Origin of the sequence: Pseudomonas sp. 478 (assembly GCF_003254125.1) — a bacterium.
GTDB lineage: Bacteria > Pseudomonadota > Gammaproteobacteria > Pseudomonadales > Pseudomonadaceae > Aquipseudomonas.
Map to the genome: position 1 here is coordinate 39,448 of NZ_QKZG01000016.1, position 21,291 is coordinate 60,738.

The 21,291-nt window shown below is 59.1% G+C and carries 19 protein-coding genes and 1 pseudogene; 5 read left to right on the forward strand and 15 right to left on the reverse strand.

What is annotated here, in order from left to right; all coding sequences use genetic code 11:
* Positions 1-8: 8 nt before the first annotated feature.
* The 4 genes from DFS28_RS26235 to DFS28_RS26250 all read right to left on the reverse strand — a co-directional run bounded on the left by DFS28_RS26235 (position 9) and on the right by DFS28_RS26250 (position 3,882).
* Positions 9-347, reverse strand: a complete 339-nt coding sequence (locus DFS28_RS26235; RefSeq protein ID WP_256596905.1) for a hypothetical protein — start codon at positions 345-347, stop codon at positions 9-11.
* Entirely contained in the window at positions 337-747 is a 411-nt protein-coding gene (locus DFS28_RS26240; RefSeq protein ID WP_111452071.1) for a hypothetical protein, read from the reverse strand. Before DFS28_RS26240 ends, DFS28_RS26235 begins: the two co-directional genes overlap by 11 nt.
* Before the next feature lie 181 nt (positions 748-928).
* On the reverse strand, positions 929-3,235 hold the full coding sequence (gene tssI, locus DFS28_RS26245) for a type VI secretion system tip protein TssI/VgrG (protein ID WP_111452072.1): 2,307 nt from the start codon (positions 3,233-3,235) through the stop codon (positions 929-931).
* A gap of 131 nt (positions 3,236-3,366) precedes the next feature.
* A complete protein-coding gene (locus tag DFS28_RS26250; RefSeq protein ID WP_054051032.1) occupies positions 3,367-3,882 on the reverse strand; it encodes an Hcp family type VI secretion system effector in 516 nt (171 codons plus the stop codon).
* A gap of 443 nt (positions 3,883-4,325) precedes the next feature.
* Between DFS28_RS26250 and DFS28_RS26255 the strand changes: the two genes are divergently transcribed.
* On the forward strand, positions 4,326-5,003 hold the full coding sequence (locus tag DFS28_RS26255; RefSeq protein ID WP_111452186.1) for a type 1 glutamine amidotransferase domain-containing protein: 678 nt from the start codon (positions 4,326-4,328) through the stop codon (positions 5,001-5,003).
* A gap of 153 nt (positions 5,004-5,156) precedes the next feature.
* Here DFS28_RS26255 and DFS28_RS26260 read toward each other — a convergent pair whose 3' ends face one another.
* The 3 genes and pseudogenes from DFS28_RS26260 to DFS28_RS26270 form a co-directional block, all read right to left on the reverse strand.
* The gene (locus DFS28_RS26260; protein ID WP_111452073.1) at positions 5,157-6,548 is read right to left on the reverse strand and encodes a VOC family protein; all 1,392 of its coding nucleotides are present in this window, start codon (positions 6,546-6,548) and stop codon (positions 5,157-5,159) included.
* Between the two features lie 110 nt (positions 6,549-6,658).
* Positions 6,659-7,615, reverse strand: a complete 957-nt coding sequence (locus DFS28_RS26265) for an alpha/beta fold hydrolase (protein WP_111452074.1) — start codon at positions 7,613-7,615, stop codon at positions 6,659-6,661.
* 22 nt (positions 7,616-7,637) lie between these two features.
* A pseudogene (locus DFS28_RS26270) lies at positions 7,638-8,000 on the reverse strand (NAD(P)/FAD-dependent oxidoreductase); the annotation flags it as partial.
* 132 nt (positions 8,001-8,132) lie between these two features.
* On the opposite strand from DFS28_RS26270, the gene DFS28_RS26275 reads away from it, so the two are divergent.
* The 4 genes from DFS28_RS26275 (at position 8,133) to DFS28_RS26290 (ending at position 12,807) form a co-directional block, all read left to right on the forward strand.
* Positions 8,133-9,206, forward strand: a complete 1,074-nt coding sequence (locus DFS28_RS26275) for a diguanylate cyclase (protein ID WP_111452075.1) — start codon at positions 8,133-8,135, stop codon at positions 9,204-9,206.
* Positions 9,207-9,413: 207 nt separating this feature from the next.
* On the forward strand, positions 9,414-10,655 hold the full coding sequence (locus DFS28_RS26280) for a M20/M25/M40 family metallo-hydrolase (protein ID WP_111452076.1): 1,242 nt from the start codon (positions 9,414-9,416) through the stop codon (positions 10,653-10,655).
* Between the two features lie 152 nt (positions 10,656-10,807).
* Positions 10,808-12,174 (forward strand): IS3 family transposase gene (locus DFS28_RS26285; RefSeq protein WP_111452187.1). Its coding sequence is split into 2 segments (ribosomal slippage): positions 10,808-11,276 and positions 11,276-12,174, totalling 1,368 coding nucleotides; the frame shifts between segments, so codons are not numbered across the junction.
* Between the two features lie 330 nt (positions 12,175-12,504).
* Complete coding sequence (locus DFS28_RS26290; protein WP_111452077.1) at positions 12,505-12,807, forward strand: hypothetical protein; 303 nt, start codon at positions 12,505-12,507, stop codon at positions 12,805-12,807.
* Positions 12,808-12,957: 150 nt separating this feature from the next.
* Here the strand turns inward: DFS28_RS26290 and DFS28_RS26295 are convergent, their stop codons facing one another.
* The 8 genes from DFS28_RS26295 to DFS28_RS26330 form a co-directional block, all read right to left on the reverse strand.
* The gene (locus DFS28_RS26295) at positions 12,958-13,827 is read right to left on the reverse strand and encodes an oxaloacetate decarboxylase (protein WP_111452078.1); all 870 of its coding nucleotides are present in this window, start codon (positions 13,825-13,827) and stop codon (positions 12,958-12,960) included.
* 130 nt (positions 13,828-13,957) lie between these two features.
* Complete coding sequence (astA, locus tag DFS28_RS26300; protein ID WP_111452079.1) at positions 13,958-14,992, reverse strand: arginine N-succinyltransferase; 1,035 nt, start codon at positions 14,990-14,992, stop codon at positions 13,958-13,960.
* A 61-nt stretch (positions 14,993-15,053) separates the two neighbouring features.
* Positions 15,054-16,070 carry an arginine N-succinyltransferase gene (locus DFS28_RS26305; RefSeq protein WP_111452080.1) on the reverse strand — a complete coding sequence of 339 codons (1,017 nt, stop codon included), beginning with the start codon at positions 16,068-16,070 and terminating at the stop codon, positions 15,054-15,056.
* A 119-nt stretch (positions 16,071-16,189) separates the two neighbouring features.
* Positions 16,190-17,539: an APC family permease gene (locus DFS28_RS26310; protein ID WP_008153807.1), complete on the reverse strand. Its 1,350-nt coding sequence runs from the start codon at positions 17,537-17,539 to the stop codon at positions 16,190-16,192.
* Between the two features lie 57 nt (positions 17,540-17,596).
* On the reverse strand, positions 17,597-18,349 hold the full coding sequence (locus DFS28_RS26315) for an N-formylglutamate amidohydrolase (protein WP_111452081.1): 753 nt from the start codon (positions 18,347-18,349) through the stop codon (positions 17,597-17,599).
* Positions 18,333-19,664: a glutamine synthetase family protein gene (locus DFS28_RS26320; protein WP_111452082.1), complete on the reverse strand. Its 1,332-nt coding sequence runs from the start codon at positions 19,662-19,664 to the stop codon at positions 18,333-18,335. Before DFS28_RS26320 ends, DFS28_RS26315 begins: the two co-directional genes overlap by 17 nt.
* Positions 19,661-20,305, reverse strand: a complete 645-nt coding sequence (locus tag DFS28_RS26325; protein WP_111452083.1) for an isochorismatase family cysteine hydrolase — start codon at positions 20,303-20,305, stop codon at positions 19,661-19,663. Before DFS28_RS26325 ends, DFS28_RS26320 begins: the two co-directional genes overlap by 4 nt.
* A gap of 2 nt (positions 20,306-20,307) precedes the next feature.
* Complete coding sequence (locus DFS28_RS26330; RefSeq protein WP_111452084.1) at positions 20,308-21,162, reverse strand: MurR/RpiR family transcriptional regulator; 855 nt, start codon at positions 21,160-21,162, stop codon at positions 20,308-20,310.
* Positions 21,163-21,291: the final 129 nt, after the last annotated feature.

Here is a 21,291-nt window from a genome sequence, read left to right on the forward strand (position 1 = left end):
GAGTGAATCTAAAAACTCATATCCGCTTCAATATTTTCTTCGTAAGTCGAGAGCAACTTCACAATGCTTTCGTCTCCAGAGTATTTCTCTTTCAACTGCTTCAGTTTTTGATCTGTACCCTTGCAATATTTATTGATATCGCTGATGACACGGCTGAGGTTGTCCGGGTCGGCGGGGTCCGGCTCAGGAATATCTCCGCGCAGAGAGTCACAGTTGTCTCTGCTTGTTATGTAATCGGAGACGTCGCCAGGCACTGAGCCATCGCTTTCGGCTGCACAAGAAAGCAGTGGGAGGGCGAATGCGATGAGCAAGAAATAGCGCGCGATTGTGTACATTTTAATGCCCATCGTTTGACCAGTGAGGTTTGTCACTATTTCCACCAACAAATTTGATCACGCCATAAGTGGCCCCTACGGTATGAAGCTCACTGTTCATCCCGGTTTTTGGATCTGAGCTTATAGTGACCGCCGTTCCTGAGGCATTATTTATTATTAATGTCCCGGACCAGCTGATATTCATGTCGATCGCCTGTTTCTGGGTGTGTCGTGAGTTAAGCGCCGGGGCGACGTTCAAGCCGCTGATTCCGTAGCCATTCACCATGGCCCTGGCTGCTTGTACAGAGGCCTGTTGATCAAACGCGCCAGACTCGGAAGTATGTGCCCATTGGATTTTTATAACGTCGCCGGGATAGCTAGGAACCTGTTGTGGGTCGTAGCCCGTTTTAACGATTTTCCACGACCAGTGCATTAAATAAGCTCTTTCCGGAGGCCGATATGTCGCAGAAATATGTACAGTCCCGCCGGCAGCTCTTACTGCATCGAGATACTTTGTCACGGCTTCACGAAATGGAGACGCAAGTGACGTGACATTAGCGCTGCCCAGGAACCTTGCCACCCACTGAGCACCACTCGGTTCATCCGTTGAAACACTAACAGCTACAGGCGTCGGATCCGCAGTCGGAGTGAGTGTCGCTTGTAGTGTCGCCATAGTAGGGGGCCTCGATGGTGGCTTTTTCTGGTTTGTTGGATGAAACTTTTTGGGTCAAACCTTTACTGTCGGTAACACCCTTAACAATAAGTCCAGACTCAAGCTTGATTTGGTAAGGAGTATTCGGCTTGGGTTTGCCCGTTTTTTCGTCATTCACGACGAACACTAAATCGTGGGTGATTTTTTCAGTGTCGTGATTGGGTTTTTCTATATCGCATACACCTGCCTTGCATTTCTCGCACTCTTCACAGAACGGCGCATTGCGCTTCAGCGTATTAATCTGCGCCGGGGTCAGGACCGCGCCGGCCTTGTCGGCGTCGGCCTGTTTCAGCACGCCGGGCATCAACGGTGCCGCGCCAGTCCCGCTACCGGGACTCCCGCCGGAGTTCATGTTGATCACCGGCCCGCTCAACGTCACACCGCTGCCATCAATCTTGATGAAGCTGCCGCCGCCCTTGAGGGTCAGTTCGCTGCCGGCTTCGAGCACGACTTTCATGCCGCTGCTCAGGTGGATTTCCTGGCCGGCTTCGATGAACTGGCCGGTGCCGACTTTGATGTGCTGGTTGACGCCCACGGTGAGGTGGTCGTTGGCGCGGGTTTCGACTTTGCGGTCGGCGTAGACGGTGTGGTGTTCTTCGGCCTTGAATTCGCTGTAGCTGTTTTGCTCGACGGTGTCGTGGCGTTCGTTGCCGACGCGGATTTTCTGGTCGTGTTCGACGTTTTCGTTCCAGTCGCGTTGGGCGTGCAGGAAGATTTGTTCCTGGCCCTTTTTGTCTTCGATGCGCAGTTCGTTGTAACCGCCGCCACCGGGGGAGCTCAGGGTTTTGAAGGTGGTGCGGGTCTTGTTCGCCGGCAGGGCGTACGGGACGACGTTTTCCTTGTGGTACAGGCAGCCGCTGATCAGCGGTTGGTCGGGGTCGCCTTCGAGGAAGCTGACGAGCACTTCCATGCCGATCCGCGGGATTGCGATGCCGCCGTAGTGGGCACCGGCCCAGGCGGAGGAGACGCGCAGCCAGCAGCTGGTCTTGTCGTCGGCCTGGCCTTCGCGGTCCCAGTGGAATTGCACTTTGACGCGACCGTATTGGTCGCAGTGGATCTCTTCACCTTTTGGCCCGGTGACCACGGCGCTTTGGCTGCCGAGGATGCGCGGCTTCTTCTGGGTCAGCGGTGGGCGGTTTGGCACGTCCCACGGGGTGGCCTGGAAGCGGTTGCGGTAGCCCTGGTGGAAATCGTCTTTGAGTTTGGTCGTGTCACTGGTAACCGACTCTTCCAGCACTTGCGGCTGTTTGCCTTCGTGGAGGATTTCGGTGAGCAGCCACAGGTCGTTCCATTTGGCTTTAGGGTGTTGGGTCAGGGCCAGGAAGTGGCCGCTGACCAGCAACGGCTGATCGCTTTTGCCTTCGGCGAGCTGGAAGTCACTGCGGTGACGTTCGAGGGCGCGTTTGGCCAGGTGCTTGCCGCGTTCGCGGTCGATGAAGCGGCCCGGGTAGTCGTAGTCTTCGAGGTCGGGCAGGGCGTCGCCGCGGTTTTCGCTTTCCAGGGTCAGGCGTGGTTTTTCGAAGTCGTAGTCGCGGCGGGTGGTGCGGCTGGTGCGGGTTTCCAGGCGCAGGTCGAAGCGCTTGATCACCGGGTCGTTGGCGACCATGCCGGAGTCTTGCTGGTAAGCCACGGGTGCGAGTTTCGGGAACACCGTCTGGTCATCGCCGAACACCAGCTTGTGGGCGGTGGCGCTGTGCTGAAAGTGGTAGTGGATACCTTCTTCCTCGCACAGACGCTGGATGAACTGCAGGTCCGATTCATCGTACTGAACGCAGTAAATGCGCTCGGGATAAATCGCCCCGACTTTGAATTCGTAGGCATTGCTTTGGATGCCGTGCTCTTCGAGGACGCTGCCGATGATTTTCGGCACGTTAAGGTTCTGGAAGATGCGTTGGTTGATGCGGTGCGCCAGGTAAGACAGGTGCGGGCGCAGGGTCACCGCGTAGCGGGTCAGGCGTTTGCCGGAATCACCCTGGGCGGCGCGGTAGATCTGGCCATGAATGCCGCTGCCGTCAGGCGAGAGCTGCAAAAAGGCTGGTTTGTGCAGCAGGGTCTCGAGGTCCAGGGACGGCTGTTCACTGACCAGCTCGACCTCAAACACAAAAGGCTGGCTGATGGCTTCCCGACCTTGCAGGGAAAAAACCTGGAAGTCGCTGGAAAGACCTTCGATGGTCAGGGCAAAGTGAGTTTGATTGGCCGGCGCGAACATCCCTTGTTCCTCGTGCAGTGCTGCGGCATGCGCTGACACCCGGAAACCGGGTCAACGGACGCGAAATTCTGGAAGGGCGGAAACAACATCGACCAGCAGAGCTGGCCGATGCTTGTGACGGTCGGCCTGACTTAGGCGACCGGCTGACGCCAGTCATCGGAACCCGAAGTACCGGATACTTCGTGGGTCCAGGTGATTTTGCGGTAGGTGAACTGTACTTCTTCCAGGTGGGTGAAGTGCGAGTTCGACGGATCTTGGCAGTTGTGCATTTTGTTGTTGATGGCGACGATGATCGCGTCTTCCAGTTTGGTGGTGTAGTAGTGCTCTTGGGTACCTTGAGCCGAAGTGCGGTACCACTGGATAACGATTTCGCTCATGCGCTCGCCGGAGGTCAGAGCGGCTTGCAGCAGTGGTGAAGCCTTGTCGTAGACCTTGGTGATCACGACTGGCTTGTGAACGCGCTGACCGGTCGGTTGGCCGGACTGTGGGTCACGCGGGATGATCACGTCGTGGCTGAAAGCCTGAACCATGACCTGGTCTTCGTGACCTTCCTGGTAGGTGTTGCCAACCGAGTCGGCGGTGAATGCGCCGGCAGTGATCAGACCTTGTTTTTCGCCAGTGACGGACATGTACGCTGGTGTAGCCATGGATGTGCTCCTTGCTAAAAGTTAGGGTGCCCGGGAGGCGGTATCGCCCGGTGGGTGCCTGACTGTTATCAAGGTCCGTGCCAGAAACGGTTAACACTATATAAATCAGGTGGTTAAGAGATTTTTTCGACCCCGTGGAGAATGTTCGACGGCGATCGCCTGTGAATGTGCGCAAGAAGTTGCGCAGTACTGCGCAACTTCTTGCGCACTTGGCTGGGGGCCTGACAGGCCGGGCGCTCCGTCACCCGGGAAGGGCTTTCGCAGCGATGAGTGCGCAACTTCTTGCGCATCAAGGCGGTTAGCCATCACTCGGTGACCCATCGTCTGATTTGCCGAAAAACGGTAGCAGAACCGCTAGGGTGACAGGTGCAACGAATGCTGCAGCCTGGAGGTCAAACTCAGCGCCGAGATGAATGAACATCTGCGAACTCAAGGAGAACGAAATGAAAATCCTGATGGTTCTAACGTCACACGATCAATTGGGTGACACGGGTAAGAAAACCGGCTTTTGGCTGGAGGAGTTTGCCGCACCGTACTTTGCCTTTAAAGACGCCGGCGCTCAGTTAACCCTGGCCTCACCCAAGGGGGGTCAACCACCGCTGGACCCAAAAAGCGACGAGCCGGACGCGCAAACTGCGGCCACCGAGCGCTTTCGCAAAGATTCCGCCGCCCAGTCCGCATTGGCGTCTACCGCTCTGCTGAGCAGCGTGAGAGCTGAAGATTACGACGCGATTTTCTACCCGGGCGGCCATGGCCCGCTGTGGGATTTAGCCGAAGACAAAATCTCGATCGCTCTGATCGAGGCGTTTTACAAGGCAGGCAAACCGGTCGCGGCCGTCTGCCACGCCCCGGGTGTGTTGCGTCACGTCAAGGGCGCAGACGGCCAGCCGCTGGTCAAAGGCAAACGCGTGACGGGGTTTACCAACACTGAGGAAGAAGCTGTGCAACTGACGAACGTCGTGCCGTTTTTGGTGGAGGACATGCTTAAGGAGAAGGGTGGCGTCTATTCCAAAGGGGCTGACTGGGCGAGTTATGTGCTCACTGATGGGTTGCTGATTACCGGACAGAATCCGGCGTCGTCCGAGGCGGCCGCTGAGGCATTGTTGGCGAAGCTGGCTTAAATCCCTGAACGGCTAAAATATTGGCCGGACACTTTCATGTGGCGAGGGAGCTTGCTCCCGCTGGGCTGCGCAGCGGCCCCGATTTCTGCGAACGATTGCAGATTTTTGTGAGTGCTGCGCACTCAAGCGGGAGCAAGCTCCCTCGCCACAAGGTCAAGCCAGACTCGACAATCCCATTGCCTCGCGGCATTCCTCGATCGAGCGTCGCTGTGTCTCGGCATACAACGCCAACTCATCAATCGTCGATCGCCCCAACGCTTTCTCGAACACCTGCCGGTTCGATTGCACGCCATAGTGGGTTTGCGCCGCATCCCCCAGGTTCGACTGAAAAATCCCCGCTGCGCTGACTGGCAGGAAATCTTCGTACACCAAAGGTTCAACCCGCAAATACCCGCCGTTGAGCAGATCCTCCAGCGACCACGATTTCAACTCATCGGCTGCCAACCCTTTTTCCGTCACGAAGTAGCGAAAGTACGCCAGTTCCTCTCGGCGCATGCCCTCAATGGTGTCAGGGAATTCTGCAAAGTGCTGCGCCATCAGCGCGTTGTAACGTGCGGCATTGGCCTCATTGGGGAAGTCTTTCAATTCATCCCGGGCAGCGTTGAGCAATCGGTCGTAAAGCGCCCGACCTTTGGGGGTGAGCGCCGCGCCGCGTTGCTCGATCTCGCCGAATCGGGCGCTGTGGCTGCCGTGAGTCTGGGTTTGATCGGTGAAGGCGACAGGCTCATCCAGCGCCTTGAAACTGGTCTGACGCAGCAGGATCGGGCACTGACGGCGGGGCGGTCCTTCGATCACCGCTTTGGGGGTGATGCCGTGGGCAGGCATTTGCGCCTGGACGATGTCGATGTCCAGGGTGCGCGGCGTCAGGTGGTTGATATGCGGGCCGGTGAACGCCACCACGTCGGCGATCAGGCGATGCTGGGCGCTGAGCTTGCGGTACTGCTCGGCGGTCACGGTGGCGGTGTGATGCCAGCGGAACGTTTCCAGCGCCTGCTCGACGAAGTCCCGGGCCTCCTGTTCGGTAAGGCCGCCCTGGGTTTCGGCGCGATGGATGAGGGTCAGCGCAGTGGGCGTGAAGATCGAACGCTTATCCAGCACCGACTGGGCGAACGCTCGCAGTTCCAGGTCTTCGATCAGTTCCAGGCGCAGCAGGGAGGTGAATACCCGGAATGGGCTGACCTGCAACGCCGCCTCATGCACCGCGCGAAAAGCCGTGGAGTGTACCGGTACGCCGGCCGGGGTCAGGTCGTAATAACCCACCGGTTGCATGCCCATCACCGCAAACAACCGGGCGAGGGTGGCCAGTTCATCGGCGGTGCCGACACGGATCGCGCCATGCCGCTCCAGGTCCAGGCGCTGGATTTCACCGGTGCTGCTCAACTGTCGGGCGATGTGTGGATCGCTGTCCAGCACGTGACGGTTGGTCTGTTCCACCAGTTCCATCAGCGCGCCGTACAGCGGCACTTCTTCGCGGTACATGTCGGACATCGCTTTGGAAAAGCGTTGGCGGATCAGGTCAGGGCTGACGAAGTTCGGGTGACTCATGAAAGAATTCCTGGTGCGGTGACGTAAAGGATGCGGGAAAAGATCGCAGCCTTGCGCGGCGCCGACAAACGAAGAATCTTACGGACTTCATTCTGCAAAGGACTGCATGTTCAGTGCAGCCGTTGATCCTGAGGGCTTTCCGAGCGCAGCGATGCCAAAAATTCCCGATACAGCCGCGCCGTGTTCGTCGGTTGTTCCACCATCGGCATATGGCCGGTGTGGTCCCAGACTTCCACTCGCAGATCGGCGATGCCTTTGCTCCAGATCGCCACGCTGCTGACATCGATCAAGCGGTCCTTGTGCCCCCACAGCAACAACGCCTGGCACTTGATGTCGGGCAGTTTCGGCTCCATCGGCGGGCTGGCGCGTAAATCCCTGAAGATTTCTTCCAGCTCATCGCGACTCTGTTCATAGCGTTGCGCGATGGCGTCCAGCACCACCTTGGGTACCCACGGCGGTTCGGCCATGGTCATGGCGTAGAAGCGCTGGAATTCTTCCCGTGAATGAATCAGGAACGGGTTGTGGCCCTTGGCCAAATGCCGCTCCAGGTCGCTGGCTTCGGGGGCGGTGACACCTGCCGGGTCGATCAGGGCCACCGAAACAATGCGATCCGGGTACGTGGCCGCCAGCCACGCTGCCATGTAACCGCCCATCGAGTTGCCGATCACGTGGACTTTTTCGACGCCGCAGACATCGAGCAACTGGATCATTCGCTTGGCCTGCAAGGGAATGTCGTAGCCGCCGCCCGCCTTGAAGCCGGTTTCGCCATGGCCAGCGATGTCGGGGATGATCACCCGATAATTGCCGACAAAGTGCCGGGCAAAACGCAGCCAGACATTTTTGTCGGCGCTGTAGCCGTGGAGCATCAGCACGCTGCTGGATGCTTCGTACGGCCCGCCTTGCCAGGTCGAAACCGTCATTTCGGCGATCGGCACGACAATTTTGTGCAGTCCATACAGCTTCGCCTCTACCGACATGTTCAAGTCATAGAGCCAATGACCGATGGCCGGGTAACTCAACCAGCTCCAGGCCACGAAAACGGCGATTGCGACAACCAACAAAAGCATCAGACATCTTCCTTTTACGTGATCAGGACAGAATGTGATCGGCGGGTTTCAGCGCCCTGGTCAACCGGTGATAGCTGAAACTGAACCCCGGAAACATCGCAATCACATGACCGCTCTTGCTTTGATACCAACTGTGGCAGCCCCCGGACTTCCATACCGTGCGTTCCATCTCCCGGTGGATCATTTCAGTGTAGGTACGTTCTGCTTCGGGGCGTACTTCGATGCTGCGCAAACCGTGTTCTTTTAACGTGCGGATGCAATCGAGAATGTAGTTCATCTGGGACTTGATGATGAACAGCGCCGAGGTATGGCCGATGCCGGTGTTGGGGCCGGTGACGATAAACAGGTTGGGGAAGTCCGGCAGGCTGGTGCCAAACATTGCTCGCCCGCCTCATGGCTATGCCTGGGTATTCAGGCCGCCCGCCGGTGATGGCTATTTGCCGCTTCCCTGATAGACTCTCACCACACTTGAACCCCTTGTGTTTTCAGGTTCCGTCTCAGTGGCGCAGAGGCCTCTATGGGAAAAACGGGAGGAAAAGGACTTTCACTGGCCAGGAGGCTCTATACATCGCGAATCCTGGGTTTAGCCTTGGGGCTGTTGCTCGTGAGCGCGGCGATGTATCCACTCAACCCTGCACCGTGGGTCTGGGTGGCGATGCTGCTCAACGCCGTACTCTGGCCGCACCTGGCCTATCAATGGGCGCGCCGCGCGCCAGTGCCTTATCACGCCGAACACCGAAACCTGCTGGTGGATGCCTTTCTCGGCGGCTTCTGGGTCGCAGCCATGCACTTCAATCCGCTGCCCGCCGCGACCACCCTAGCCATGATGGCGATGAACAATGTGGCCATTGGCGGTTTGCGTTTCCTGTTGGCAGGAACCGTGGCGCAAGTTCTCGGGATGGGCGTCGGACTGCTGATTTTCTCCCCCGCCTTCGTCCCGCAAACCAGCCAACTGCAGATGTATGCCTGTTTGCCCTTGATGTGTTTGTATCCGCTGGCATTGGGCTGGATCTGCTTCCGCCAGGCCCACACCCTCGGCCGACAAAAGCGTGAATTGCTGGCCCTGAGCCGCACCGACAGCCTCACCGGCCTGCTGAACCACGGCGCCTGGAAGGATCAACTGGAAATCGAATTCCAGCGTTGCAAACGTCAGCAGCAGGGCGGGGCGATTGCGCTGATCGACATCGACCATTTCAAATCCATCAACGACACCTACGGCCACGTTGCCGGGGACATCGTGCTGCGCCAGTTGAGCAAAATGCTCAAGCAGAACCTGCGCGCGGCGGATGTTGCCGGGCGCTACGGTGGCGACGAGTTCTGCGTGATCCTCCCGGACCTTCCGCTCACGAGCGCTGCCGCCGCCATGGATGCCCTGCGTGATCGCTTCGCCACCTTGGGCTATGAACAAAGTCCGGCGCTGACAGTCAGCCTGAGCATCGGCCTGGCCGCCTTCAACCCGGCACACACCGACGCAACCCTGTGGCTCAACGACGCCGACCAGGCGCTCTACGAAGCCAAAGCCAGCGGTCGCAACCGCGTCATCTGTTGCAGCGATAGCAAACCGCATCACCCATTACTTGATTCGGTGTGATCCATCACCAGTCATGTCGCCTGACATTCCGCCATCGCGAGCAAGCTCGGCTCCTACAGATCACGTTGACCTGTAGGAGCAAGGCTTGCCCGCGATGGCTTCAACTCGGTCCAAAGCCGAACGCTCGGTGTCGCATTCGGTCTAGAGCCTTGCGCCGTAGTCAGGTAGGGTGTTTTTCACCCCCCGACACGAAACAAGGATCGATTCATGACGTTCAACCTCCCTCGCTCCCTGCTGGCCACCAGCCTTGGCCTGACCTTCGCCCTCGGCGCTTTCGCTCCCGCCGTTTCCGCTGAACCGCACAAACAAGTCCTCGTCGATTCCGAACAGTACAAGGGCGAAGCCCTGAAGTTACTGGAGCGTTTGGTGAACATCGACTCCGGTTCCGGCTATGAACCGGGCCTGACGAAAGTCAGTGACATCGCCATCGACGAACTGAAAAAACTCGGCGCGACCATCGAGCTTGTGCCCAATACCCCGGACAAAAGCAGCCATGTGATCGCGACCCTGAAAGGCACCGGCAAGGCAAAAATCCTGCTGATGGCGCACATGGACACCGTCTTCAAGGAAGGTTCGGCCGCCGAGCGTCCGTTCCACATCAAGGACGGTCGCGCCTACGGGCCGGGCGTGATGGACGACAAGGGCGGCATCGTTGCCGGGATCTACGCGCTGAAAGTCCTGAAAAATCTCGACTTCAAGGACTACGCGCAAATCACCTTCCTGCTCGACGCCAGCGAAGAAACCGGCTCGGACATCGCCACCGACCTGATCAAGAAAACCGCCAAGGCCCACGACGTCACCCTCAACCTCGAACCGGGCCGCCCGGCGGATGGCCTGGTGGTGTGGCGTAAAGGCAGTGCCACCGCCGTGGTCGAGGTCAAGGGTAAGGCGGCTCATGCCGGTGTCGCGCCGGAGTTGGGACGCAACGCCGCCATGGAAGCGGCGCACCAGATTTTGCAGCTCGGCAAACTGGGCGACGCAGAGAAGAAAACCACCATCAACTTCACCGTACTCAAGGCTGGCGACCGCACCAACGTCATTCCGGATCAAGCCACCGCCAAGGCAGACGTGCGGGCGGCGGTGCCGGAAGAGTTTGACCGGATCGAGAAGGACCTGGCGCGGGTTTCGAAAGACAAGCTGATTACTGACACCGAAGTCACCACCACCCTTCAGCGCGGATTGCCGCCGATGCCGCAAACGCCGGAATCGGATCGGTTGATGGCCATGGCTCAGGGGATTTACGGGGAGATTGGCCGTAAGTTGACGGAAGAAGGCAGCGGTGGGGCGGCGGATGCCAGTCTGTCAGCGGGGGTGGGTACGCCGACGCTGGATGGGTTCGGGATTGTTGGCGGGAATATTCATACGCCAGAGGAATACGCGGAGGTAGAGAGCGTGGCGCCGCGGATTTATCTGTTATCGCGGATGATTATGGAGTTGGCCAAACGCTAATCTCACCGCTGATCGTTCCCTCGCTCCCGCGTGGGAATGCCTCAACGGACGCTCTGCGTTCGGCTTTGGATGGGACGCGGAGCGTCCCGGGCTGCATTCCCACGCAGAGTGGTGTGCACCCCAAAAGTTGGACACGACCGATGGGGTGTTTCATGGGAAAGTACACGGTTAAAGCGAAGCTATCAGCGGTACAGGATTATTGCGCCGGCAAGGCGGGGCTTAGAGATGTAGCACACCGTCACGAGGTGGATTTTTCGTCGTTGCGCCAGTGGGTTGCAGCGTACCAAGTGCACGGCACAGCCGCTCTGGAAGTAAAAAAAGTGCGCCACTACAGCGCTGAATTCAGGATGTCCGTCTTGAAGCGTATGCGCGAAGAGCAGCTTTCTTACCGCCAAGTAGCCGCATTATTTGATATCCGGAAATTCAACATCGTCGGCGATTGGCAGCGCCGCTATGATGAGGGCGGTGAAAACTCCCTGCTCAGCCACCCCAGACGAACTGGATCTACAAAGAAAATGCCCAAACCGCCCGAACCTACTCAGCCTCTGTTACCTGACGAGTCTCGTTCCCGGGATGAGTTGATCGCAGAACTTAATCAACTTCGGCTGGAAAATGATTATCTAAAAAAGCTCGATGCCTTGGTTCAGAAGAAACGAGCAGCGCAACAGAAAAAGCGCAACTCGTAATTGAATTGAGGCAGCGGCATTCTCTCGACGGCTTGTTGAAGGTCGCTGGATTGGCGCGCAGCACGTTCTACTATCAGCAGAAAGTGCTCCAGGCGGCTGATAAGTATGCGGATCTGAAAGCCAAGATATGCGAGGTCTTCAACGAAGAAGAAGGCAAGTTTGGCTATCGCCGCATGACGCTGGCAGTGCGCAAGGCCGGTTTCTTGATCAACTACAAGACAGTGCAACGCCTTATGGCTGAGCTTGGCCTCAGATGCCGTGTACGTGTGAAGAAGTATCGTGCCTACAAAGGTGAAGTGGGTCGAGCCGCCCCCAACCTTCTGAACCGCGATTTCCACGCATCACAACCCAATCAGAAGTGGGTAACCGACGTCACGGAATTTAAGGTGGGAGGCCAGAAGCTGTATTTATCGCCAATTCTGGACCTCTATAACGCCGAGATCATTTCCTACGATATCGCCAGACGGCCGCTGTTCAGCATGGTCGGGACAATGCTTAGCAAAGCTTTTGCGCGACTAAAAACAGGCGAAAAACCCATCCTGCATTCAGACCAAGGTTGGCAGTACAGGATGCCTATTTATGACCAACGCCTTAAAGAGCACTCGGTCACCGCGAGCATGTCGCGCAAAGGAAACTGTTACGACAATGCGGCCATGGAAAGCTTCTTTGGCACGCTCAAATCCGAATTTTTTTACCTGAAGAAATTCAGTAATCTGGACGAGCTTCAGGCCGGTCTAGTGGACTACATCCACTATTACAATCACCGGCGCATCAAGCTGAGGCTGAACGGAATGAGCCCTGTGGAATACAGGACTCAATCCGTTCAGGCCTAGAACCACAATCGTCCAACTTTTGGGGTGCAGACCAGAGCGTGGGAACGATCAACTTGTGGCGCACAACTTTCCAAGACGTTTCCTACGACGTACCCTGTTGCCGCGTTTCGGCTTCGACCCCTATAGTTCGGGCTCGCGGAAAACACCGCGAACGACCTTGGCCGGTCGATTATCTGAAACGCAACAGCGCCAAAACGTTTTATGGCGGCTGTGCGCGGGACACTCTCGGGTGTGCCGGGTCTTTCAGGTACCGGTCGGCCAACCCGCACACGGCTGCCACCTTACATCGCTTGGCCGCGAACGGTGGTAGCTCAACCTGGAGTTACATCAATGTTCGACCAAGTCATGCCTCGTTACCTCCCCATCGACACCTACGACGCCGAAACCCCGGTGCTCTTCATCAACACTCACAAAGAACTCAGCGACATCGCCGCGTGCGCCGCGCATCGCTTCACCGTGGTTCGCGATCTGGCGGATACCTTGACCAGCCTGAACCTCAAGGACATTTCCGATTGCGATCTGACACGCGTTACCCGGGCGGTTCATCTGCTGATGCGCGAAGGCTGCGCGATGCTGAATGTCGTTCAGGCGCGGGCGTTGCAGCGGGAGCGGGAGTTCAAAACCGCTGATTAGTGGTGTGGCATCTGGCCCTTTCGCGAGCAAGCCCGCTCCCACATTGGATTGGCGGTGTTCACGAATCTTGTGTTCACCCCAAATCCCTGTGGGAGCGGGCTTGCTCGCGAAGGGGCCATTGCAGTCACTACTTGGACATCTGCTGAACCGCTACTCCTTGACGCTCATAAACTCTTCCGCCCAACGGATGTATTCCTCAGGCTGCGTATAGGTATGAGTCAACTCGGTCGCATTCAGGTCCGACGCCTGAGTAAAGAACTGCCGTTGTTCCCGCAGGCTGTCATACGTGGCCTTGATCGCGGCGAAGTAGGCGCCGTGACCATCGATGGTGACCCGCACGCCCAGTTCGGCCAGGCGTTTGTCGTCGCGCAGCAACGGGTTGCCGTAGGTGACCAGCATCAGCGGCACGCTCAGGTGCTCGGCGATTTGTTCGAGGTGGTCGAAGTCTCGCACGCCCACCATGCAAATCCCGTCCGCACCGGCCTGCTGGTAATGACAGGTACGGCTGATGACTTCCTGCACCGGCAGGATCCCGGCATTGGTGCGGGCGATGATTGCCATTTCCGAATCGACCCGGGCTTCCAGTGCCGCACGAATCTTGCCGGCGCCTTCCGCCACCCCGATCAGGTCGGTGGACTTGCGGCCGAACTGGGCGGGCAGCAACGTGTCTTCGATGGTCAGGGCGGCCACACCGGCGCGTTCGAGTTCGACGATGGTGCGCATGACGTTCAGCGCGTTGCCGTAGCCATGGTCGGCGTCGGCGATGACCGGCAATTGAGCGACACGGCCAATGCGAGTGGCCTGTTCGGCAAACTCGCTGAGGGTGATCAAGGCAAAGTCGGGGGCGCCCAGTACCTGCAACGATGCGACTGAACCGCCCAGGATCCCCACTTCAAAACCCAGATCAGCGGCAATGCGGGCCGACATCGGGTCGAAGACAGACGCCGTGTGATAGCAGGTGTTGGAGGCGAACAGCTCGCGAAAGTTACGGCGCAAATCTTGATGAGAAAGCCTGGACATATGAGTTCCACCACTGCAATGGGAATGGAAGGGCTTGAGCAAAAGTGTCAACGCCGAAGGAACAAAAGGCTATCACGCGAGCGGGGGAAGGATGATGACGAATTTGCAGAGGCGGATGGGCAACCGTCGGTCACGCCGCAACAGCCTGCTGCTGTTGATTGAGCAGTGGCACAGCGCGCACCGAGTTGCCGGGTTGCAGTTGCAGGCGTTTGGCGGTGAGGCGGTCGACGATCAGGCTGTTGCCCACCTGTCTGGCCTGGGCGGCGGTGATGCGGCAGTTTTCCAGGCGACGGTTATGGATCAGCCACACTGGAGCCTCGTCGTCGGGCGTGCCGATGGCCAGCAGCAGCGGTTGGCTGTCACGCACGGTGCGGATATTCGAGACCGGGGCTTCGATCACCGGGCCGGCGTCGAAGATGTCGATGTAACCCTTATGGGCAAACCCTTCGGCGGTGAGGATTTTCAGGGCCGGTTCGGTGTTCGGGTGCGCCTTGCCGATCACGGCCTGGGCCTGTTCGGTGAGCAGGCAGGTGTAGAGCGGTTGGCGTGGCATCAGTTCAGCGATGAACGACTTGCTGCCCAGCCCCGACAAGTGATCGGCGTGGCTGAAATCCATCTTGAAGAAGTGCCGCCCCAGGCTGTCCCAGAACGGAGAACAACCTTGTTCGTCGGCGCTGCCACGCAATTCGGCGATGAGTTTGTCGCCGAACAGGTGCGGAAACTCGGCCACAAACAACAAGCGCCCCAACGACAGCAATCGACCGTTACTGCCCTGGCGTTGATCGGGTCGCAGAAACAGCGAGCAAATCTCCGACTGGCCGGTCATTTCATTGTTCAGGAACAACGTCGGAATCTGTCGCCGGATACCCAGGTCCGGTGACGAACTGACCGTGAGTCCGACCCGGTAGTTGTACCAGGGCTCGCGCAGGCCCACGGCGCCCACCAGAGCACTGACGCCCACCAGTTGCTGATCGTCGTCTTCGAGCACGAAGAGGTAATCGGCATCGGCGCGTTCGACCTGTTCGGCGAAGGTTCGTTGGGCCCAGCGCACCCGGTGGGTCAGGCGTTCCTCGTTAGCCGGCAGGGTGGTGAAGCCGGGGCCGGCCTGGCGCACCAGGTTCAGCAAGGCGGGCAGGTCGGTGACGTGAACCGGGCGGACAATCATGATGCAACTCCTTCTGCACGCCCGCTCGGGCGCTGTCGTTGGGCGCGGGGCCGGGTGATGCTCACAGGGCGATCAGCCGGATCGGGCTGCCTTCGGTCACGTTCAGGGCGGCGCACATCTCGGTGCTCAACCCCACAGGTTGCCCGGCCTGGTAATCCAGATCGGCGACGATAGCGCGATAGTCCTTCAGCGAATCGTTGCTCACCAGATAGCTGCCACGGGCATCGATGGACGCACCCGGTTTCGCCGTGCCGGTCTGGCTCTGGGCGATGGAACGGATGCCGGGAGTGCGCGCATACAACGTCGGACCGCCGTCGAACAGATCGATGTAGCTGTTGGTTTCGAAGCCTTCGCGCTCGAGGATATCGAACGCCTCCTGGCCATCGGGGTGGATGCGGCCGATGCAATCCTGCGCCGCCTGGGGCAGCATCGGCACGTAGATCGGGTATTGCGGCATCAGTTCGGCGAGGAAGGTTCGGCTTTCCAGGCCGCAAAGTCGTTCGGCCTCGACATAGGGCAGGTCGAAGAAATGCTTGCCCACCGCATCCCAGAATGGCGAGTGCCCTTCGTCGCTGCTGAAGCCAACGATCTCGGTGATGACGGCTTCGGAAAATCGCTGTGAGTGGGCGGCGATGAACAATAGCCGCGCCCGGGACAGCAACTCTGAAAACCGTGTGCGCACCAGCGCTGCGTCAATATGAAAACCCCGCAGCAAGGTATGGCCGCTGAGGTCGTGGCACAACGACAGCGCGGGCACACCGTGCTCGATGTTCAGCTCCCGCGAGGCGCTGGTGAAATGCCGGTTGCGCAGACTGTAGAACGGCTCGCTGAAACCGGCGGTGGCAAGGATCTCCGAGCAGCCCACCAAGCGTTCTCGGGTCAGATCTTCCAGCACGAAGAAGTAGTTCTCCGGGCCATGCCCCTCAACGTTTTTTTCGAATGAGGCGCAGGAGTCGAGAATCTTCTCGCGCAGGCATTCGGTGTCGTCCGGCAAGGACGTGACGCCTACCAGACTGTCGCGCGCCAGTTGCTGCAACTGGGGCAGGTCGGTTAACTCGACTGGGCGTAAGACCAGCATGGATGCACTCCTGTATCAAAGGGTTCGGTGGTTGGCACCGAACCTGACTATCACTGTCGGTTTCCACGCGTTCAATCGGCGGTCGCCTGAATTTTTGTCAGACGCCGCTCTTTTCCTTGTCAGCCATTGCTTGGGTCGGGCAGTACCGCACGGGTGCCCAGTTTGTTGAGTACAAACAGGTAGACCAGGCCCAGGGCAATCCAGATCAGGCCGAGTTTCTGTGCGTCGACGCCCATGTTGTACATGATGGCCGCGACGATGATGAAGCCGATCACCGGGCAGATCAGGTGACGGATCACCTGGCCGGATTTCTGCCGACGCCAGTAGTAGTTGATGACCGTCAGGTGCAGCAACATGAAACCGCTCAGTGCGCCGAAGTTCACCAGCGAGGTGAGGGTGTCCACCGAGTTGATGAACAGGTAGCAGATCACCAGCGACAGCACGGCCACCAGGTAGATGCTCACGTACGGCGTGTTGTGTTTGGGATGAACCTTGGCCAGTACCTTTGGCAGCTTGCCGTCCCGGGCCATGCCGAACAGTAGACGAGACACCGCTGCTTGAGAGGTGATTGCCACCGCCACACCCCAGGCCAGCGCCGTCGCCACGGCGGTCAGGGTGGCCAGCCAGCTGCCGGCCGCGAGTTCAGCGATTTCATAAAAAGCCGTGTCAGCCGATTTGAAACCCATGCCGGCCGCCAGATCCGTCGCAATCCAGGTCTGCACGACGAAGATCACGCCCATGACCACCAGCGTGATCAGCGCGGCCTTGCCGACGCTGCGGCCCGGGTCACCCTTGATCTCTTCGGCGAGGGTGGAAATCGCATCGAAACCGAGGAACGACAGCACCGCAATCGACACCGCTTGCATCAGCAGGGCGAAGTTGAATGTCTCGGGGTTGTACAACGGCGCCAGTGTCAGCTGACCGTTACCGCCACCACTGTGCAGCGCGTTCCAGGCGTAGAACAGGAAGATCCCCAGCACCACCAGTTGCGCCAGCAGGAAGATGATGTTCATTCGCGCGGTGAAGGTGATGCCCCGCAAGTTGACGAAGGTCGCGCTGACCAGGAAGGCCAGGATGAAACCGACCTTCGGAATGTCCGGGTACAAATGATTCAGGGCCATGGCCGCGTACACATACAGCAGCGGCGGAATCAGCAGGTAATCAAGGAGCATCAGCCAGCCGGCGATAAACCCTACGTGTTGGTTCAGGCCCCGTTGCGCGTAGGAATAAACCGAACCGGCAATCGGAAAGGCCCGAGCCATGCTGCCGTAACTCAGGGCCGTGAAGAGCATCGCCACCATGCCGATGATGTAGGCCAGCGGTACCAGCCCTGGCGCCTCGGCGTTGACGTAGCCATAAACACCGAACGGTGCGATGGGGATCATGAAGATCATCCCGTACACCACCAGGTCGGTCAGCGACAGACTGCGTTTCAACTCTTGCTTGTAGCCGAATTCTTCTATTTCCATGAAGCCGTTCTCCTTGATATGAACGCAGCTACACGCTGCGAGTTTGAAGCGATTCCTTTACAACAGCGGCGCCAGGTAGTCGGTAAAGCGATTGACGCCTTCAGGCGTGCGCAGCAGGTCATTGCGCACCTCGATCAACACTGATTCAAGGCCTCGTGCATCACCGTGGACCGGCACGGTCATGTCGCCCAGCGGGTTGATTTTGTACGGCTCATTACCGGCAACCTTCAATGGATGCTGGCTCAAGCCATCGATCAAACGCTGGGCATATTTCCCGCCCTCGCCAAACAACACGCCGACTTCCAGTGCCCGGGGCTGGCCGTGATAGATCGGCGTGAAGCTGTGAATCCCCACCACCCGCACCGGCCGGCCTTGAGCGACACGCACGTCGATCAAGTCTGTCAGACGCGAGTGAAACGGTTCGAACAGGGATTGCCGACGGTACTCGCGGGTGGCTTCGTCCAGGTCCCGATTCCCCGGCACCTGATAAATCTCGCTCTGCACCGGAATGCTGTCCGGGGCCTGGCGCGGTCGGTTGAGGTCGACCAACAGGCGCGAATAATTGGCCGCCAACAGGGTTGCGCCCAATGCGCGGGACAAGCCCTCGGCCAGCGCCAGGGCGCCGATGTCCCAGGCGATGTGCTCACGGGCCGCCTCGTGACTCAGGCCCAGGTCATTCAACCTGGCCGGAATAAAACGGCTGGCGTGTTCACACACCAGAATCAACGGGTGATCGGAGTCTTCCCGGCTCAGGGTGTACGCGGGCCCGGTGTAAAGACCGAGCTCAGCCGATTCAGTACAGGCGCGCATAGTGCTCACAGCGTTCGGCGGGCGACAGCTGTTCCGTCAGCGTCAGTTCCTCGGCTTTAAGGGCGAAGTAGGTGTCCAGCAACGCGCTCGGCAGGGCTTCAATCAGTGCCTCGCTGTTGCGCAGGCAATCCAGGGCCTGGGCAAGGGACGCGGGCAGGGCGACGATGCCGCGCGCCTGGCGTTGTTCTTCGTTCAGGGCGTCGGGGACTTCATCGGTGATTGCGTTTAAAGCCAGGCGTTGCTCGATGCCCAGCCGGCCGGCAATCAGCAGCGCGGCCATGGCCAGGTGCGGCGAGGACGTGGCGTCCATGGCGCGAAATTCCAGGTTGTATTGCGACGCCACCGTTTTGCCGCCAAGGCTTGTCGTCGGGCAGATTCGCAGCGCCGCTTCGCGGTTGCGTTGCCCGAGGCACGCGTAGGACGCGCTCCAGTGATGGGGCTGCAAACGCTCGTAGGACACCGGCGTCGGCGCGGTAAACGCACAAAGCGCGGGCAGGTGATGCAGGATGCCGGCGGCCCAGTGCTGGCCGAGGGTCGACAAACCATTGGTGGTGCCGGCGTCGTACATTACTGGCTGGCCAGCCAGGTCCAGCAGGCTGACGTGCAGGTGCACGCCGTTGCACACCGCATGCTCCGAGGTCTTGGGCGCGAAGCTCAACGCCAGGCCCATCTGCCGGGCGATCTCGCGGGTGATTTCACGCACGTTCACCGCGCGGTCGGCAGCCGCCACCCCAAGGGTCGGGCGACAGGTGATTTCGTATTGATGCTTGCCGTACTCGGGCAGGAACATTTCCGGCTCGACGCCAGCGGCACGCAGGGCGCTGAGCAGCCAACCGCCAAATTCGGCACCCTGACGCTGGGCTTGCAGGGAAAACGCCAGGTGTTCAATGTCGCCGGTGTTCAAGTTGAATTCATGCTCGAACGCTGCGTTGACCTGCAAGCCCAACTCGGCGCGATAACGTTCTACCTCATTGCGCAACACCGTACGCGGGCAGGCACCCCACGGGCGGCCATCGGTTTCGCAAATGTCACTGTGCATAAAATCCAGCGCTGGCGCATTGGCATCCGGGCCGTTACTGACCGTCACTCGGCTGTGCAGATCAGGCATCAGCCGCAAATCGCCATAAGCGCCCCACGGGTTAGCGTAGGCGATGATGTCTTGCGGGGTCAGCGCGCTGTTGGCCGGCACCCAGCCACACCCCATCCTTTGATAATGCTCGAGTTCGTCCGTGGGAAAGGAGCGTCCGCGTGTCACGCCGATCAGGTCGGTGGTGACGAGGGTGGTCATGGGAAGTGGTAACAGGCGCTCGCTCATGGCTGCATCTCCTGCAACCGGCCGAGTACCGTCTGGGTGTCGGTAATCCAGCAGTAACCCCTGATTGCATTCAGGCAGGCCTGGTGCCGCTCGGCTGTGTAGGTCGCGCAGGCATCTTCCACCAGCGTCACCAGATAACCGCGGTCGGCGGCATCACGCACGGCCATGTCCACGCACTGGTCGGTGACGATGCCGGCGATGATCAGGTGCCGCGTCCCGAGGTTGCGCAGCACGTAGTCGATGTTGGTGGAGTTGAAGACTCCGGACGAGGTCTTGGGCAGCACGATTTCGTTTTCTGCCGGGGTCAGGTCGTCAATGATCCGCGCAGGCAGGCTGCCTTTGGGCAAGTGCATGTCCGAGAGCTTGTGGTCCAGCGAGCGGTCGCGGCCATCGGCGGTGAGGCTTTCGATGATCGTGTGCAGCACGTTTTGCCGGGCGCTGCGAAAGGCGCTGAGCAGCCGGCGTTGATTGGGCACCACCTGCATGTGGGTGCGGGTCAGGAAGTACTCGGCGTCCGGTCCGTTGAGGTGCGGGTCGAACTGCGGCTCAAGCCAGGCGCGTTGCATGTCCACCAGCAACAGCGCGGTGTGATCGGTGACGAATGGCAAATCCCGAGGTGAGTGGTGGGGGAGCTTGAACATCCTTATTTTTCCTCCAGCAGGTGGGTGTCGAAGTCGGTCCGCAGGGCGTCGATGCCTTCCAGGCGATCGGCCAGGTCCGGACTGCGCAGGGTCAGGCAGGCGATCAGCGCCTCGACCTGGGCCAGCGCCGGAACCAGGGTGTCGAAGGCCGACACCGATTCCACTGGCGCACTGATGATCAGGTCGGCCATTTCCCGCAACGGTGAAGCATAGATGTCGGTAAACAACACCACGCGTGCATAGCGACTTTTCGCCGCATTGGCCACGCGCAGGGCCTGTGACTGATAGCGGCGATAGTCGAACACCAGCACCATGTCCTGACGTTGCACGTCGAACAAACGGTCGGGCAGTTGCGCGTTGTCTTCCAGGGCGAAACAGCCTGGACGCAGCAAGCGCAGGTGATTGAGTAAATAACTGGCGAGGAAACTGCTGAAGCGCCCGCCGAAGCAATGCACCTGATGGCGGGTGTCGAGCAGCCATTCCACCAGAATTCGCACATCTTCGGGTTGGGTCAACGCATGGGTGTCCACCAGTGCTCGATGGCTGTGCGCCAGATATTGGCTCCAGACGTCGCCTTTCTGAAGATTGGAGCGAGGTTGCAACAGGGTGCTGGGGGAGCGGAGGCGGTGGTCCATGTCGCTGAGCAGGGCATCCTGGAAATCGGCATAACCGCTGAAACCCAGTTTTTTGACCAGTCGCACGATGGTGGGATCGCTGACACCGGCATGTTCGGCCAAACGTGACATCGGGCCCAGTCCGTTACGCGGGTACTGGTCCAGCAAGGCACGGGTGACTTTGCGTTCCGACGGCGTAAGGTCCAGGCCGGGATCGGTGATCAGGTCTCTGAGAGAAGGCATCCGGGCTCCTGCTGGATGGATATGTCGGTTTCATTTCATAAATTGCTAAAACAGTATTTATGTAGCGGACTCAACATGTCTAGTGAATTTTTCGATGGTTTTTTAAAGCCCCAAAACAGGGCAAAAACC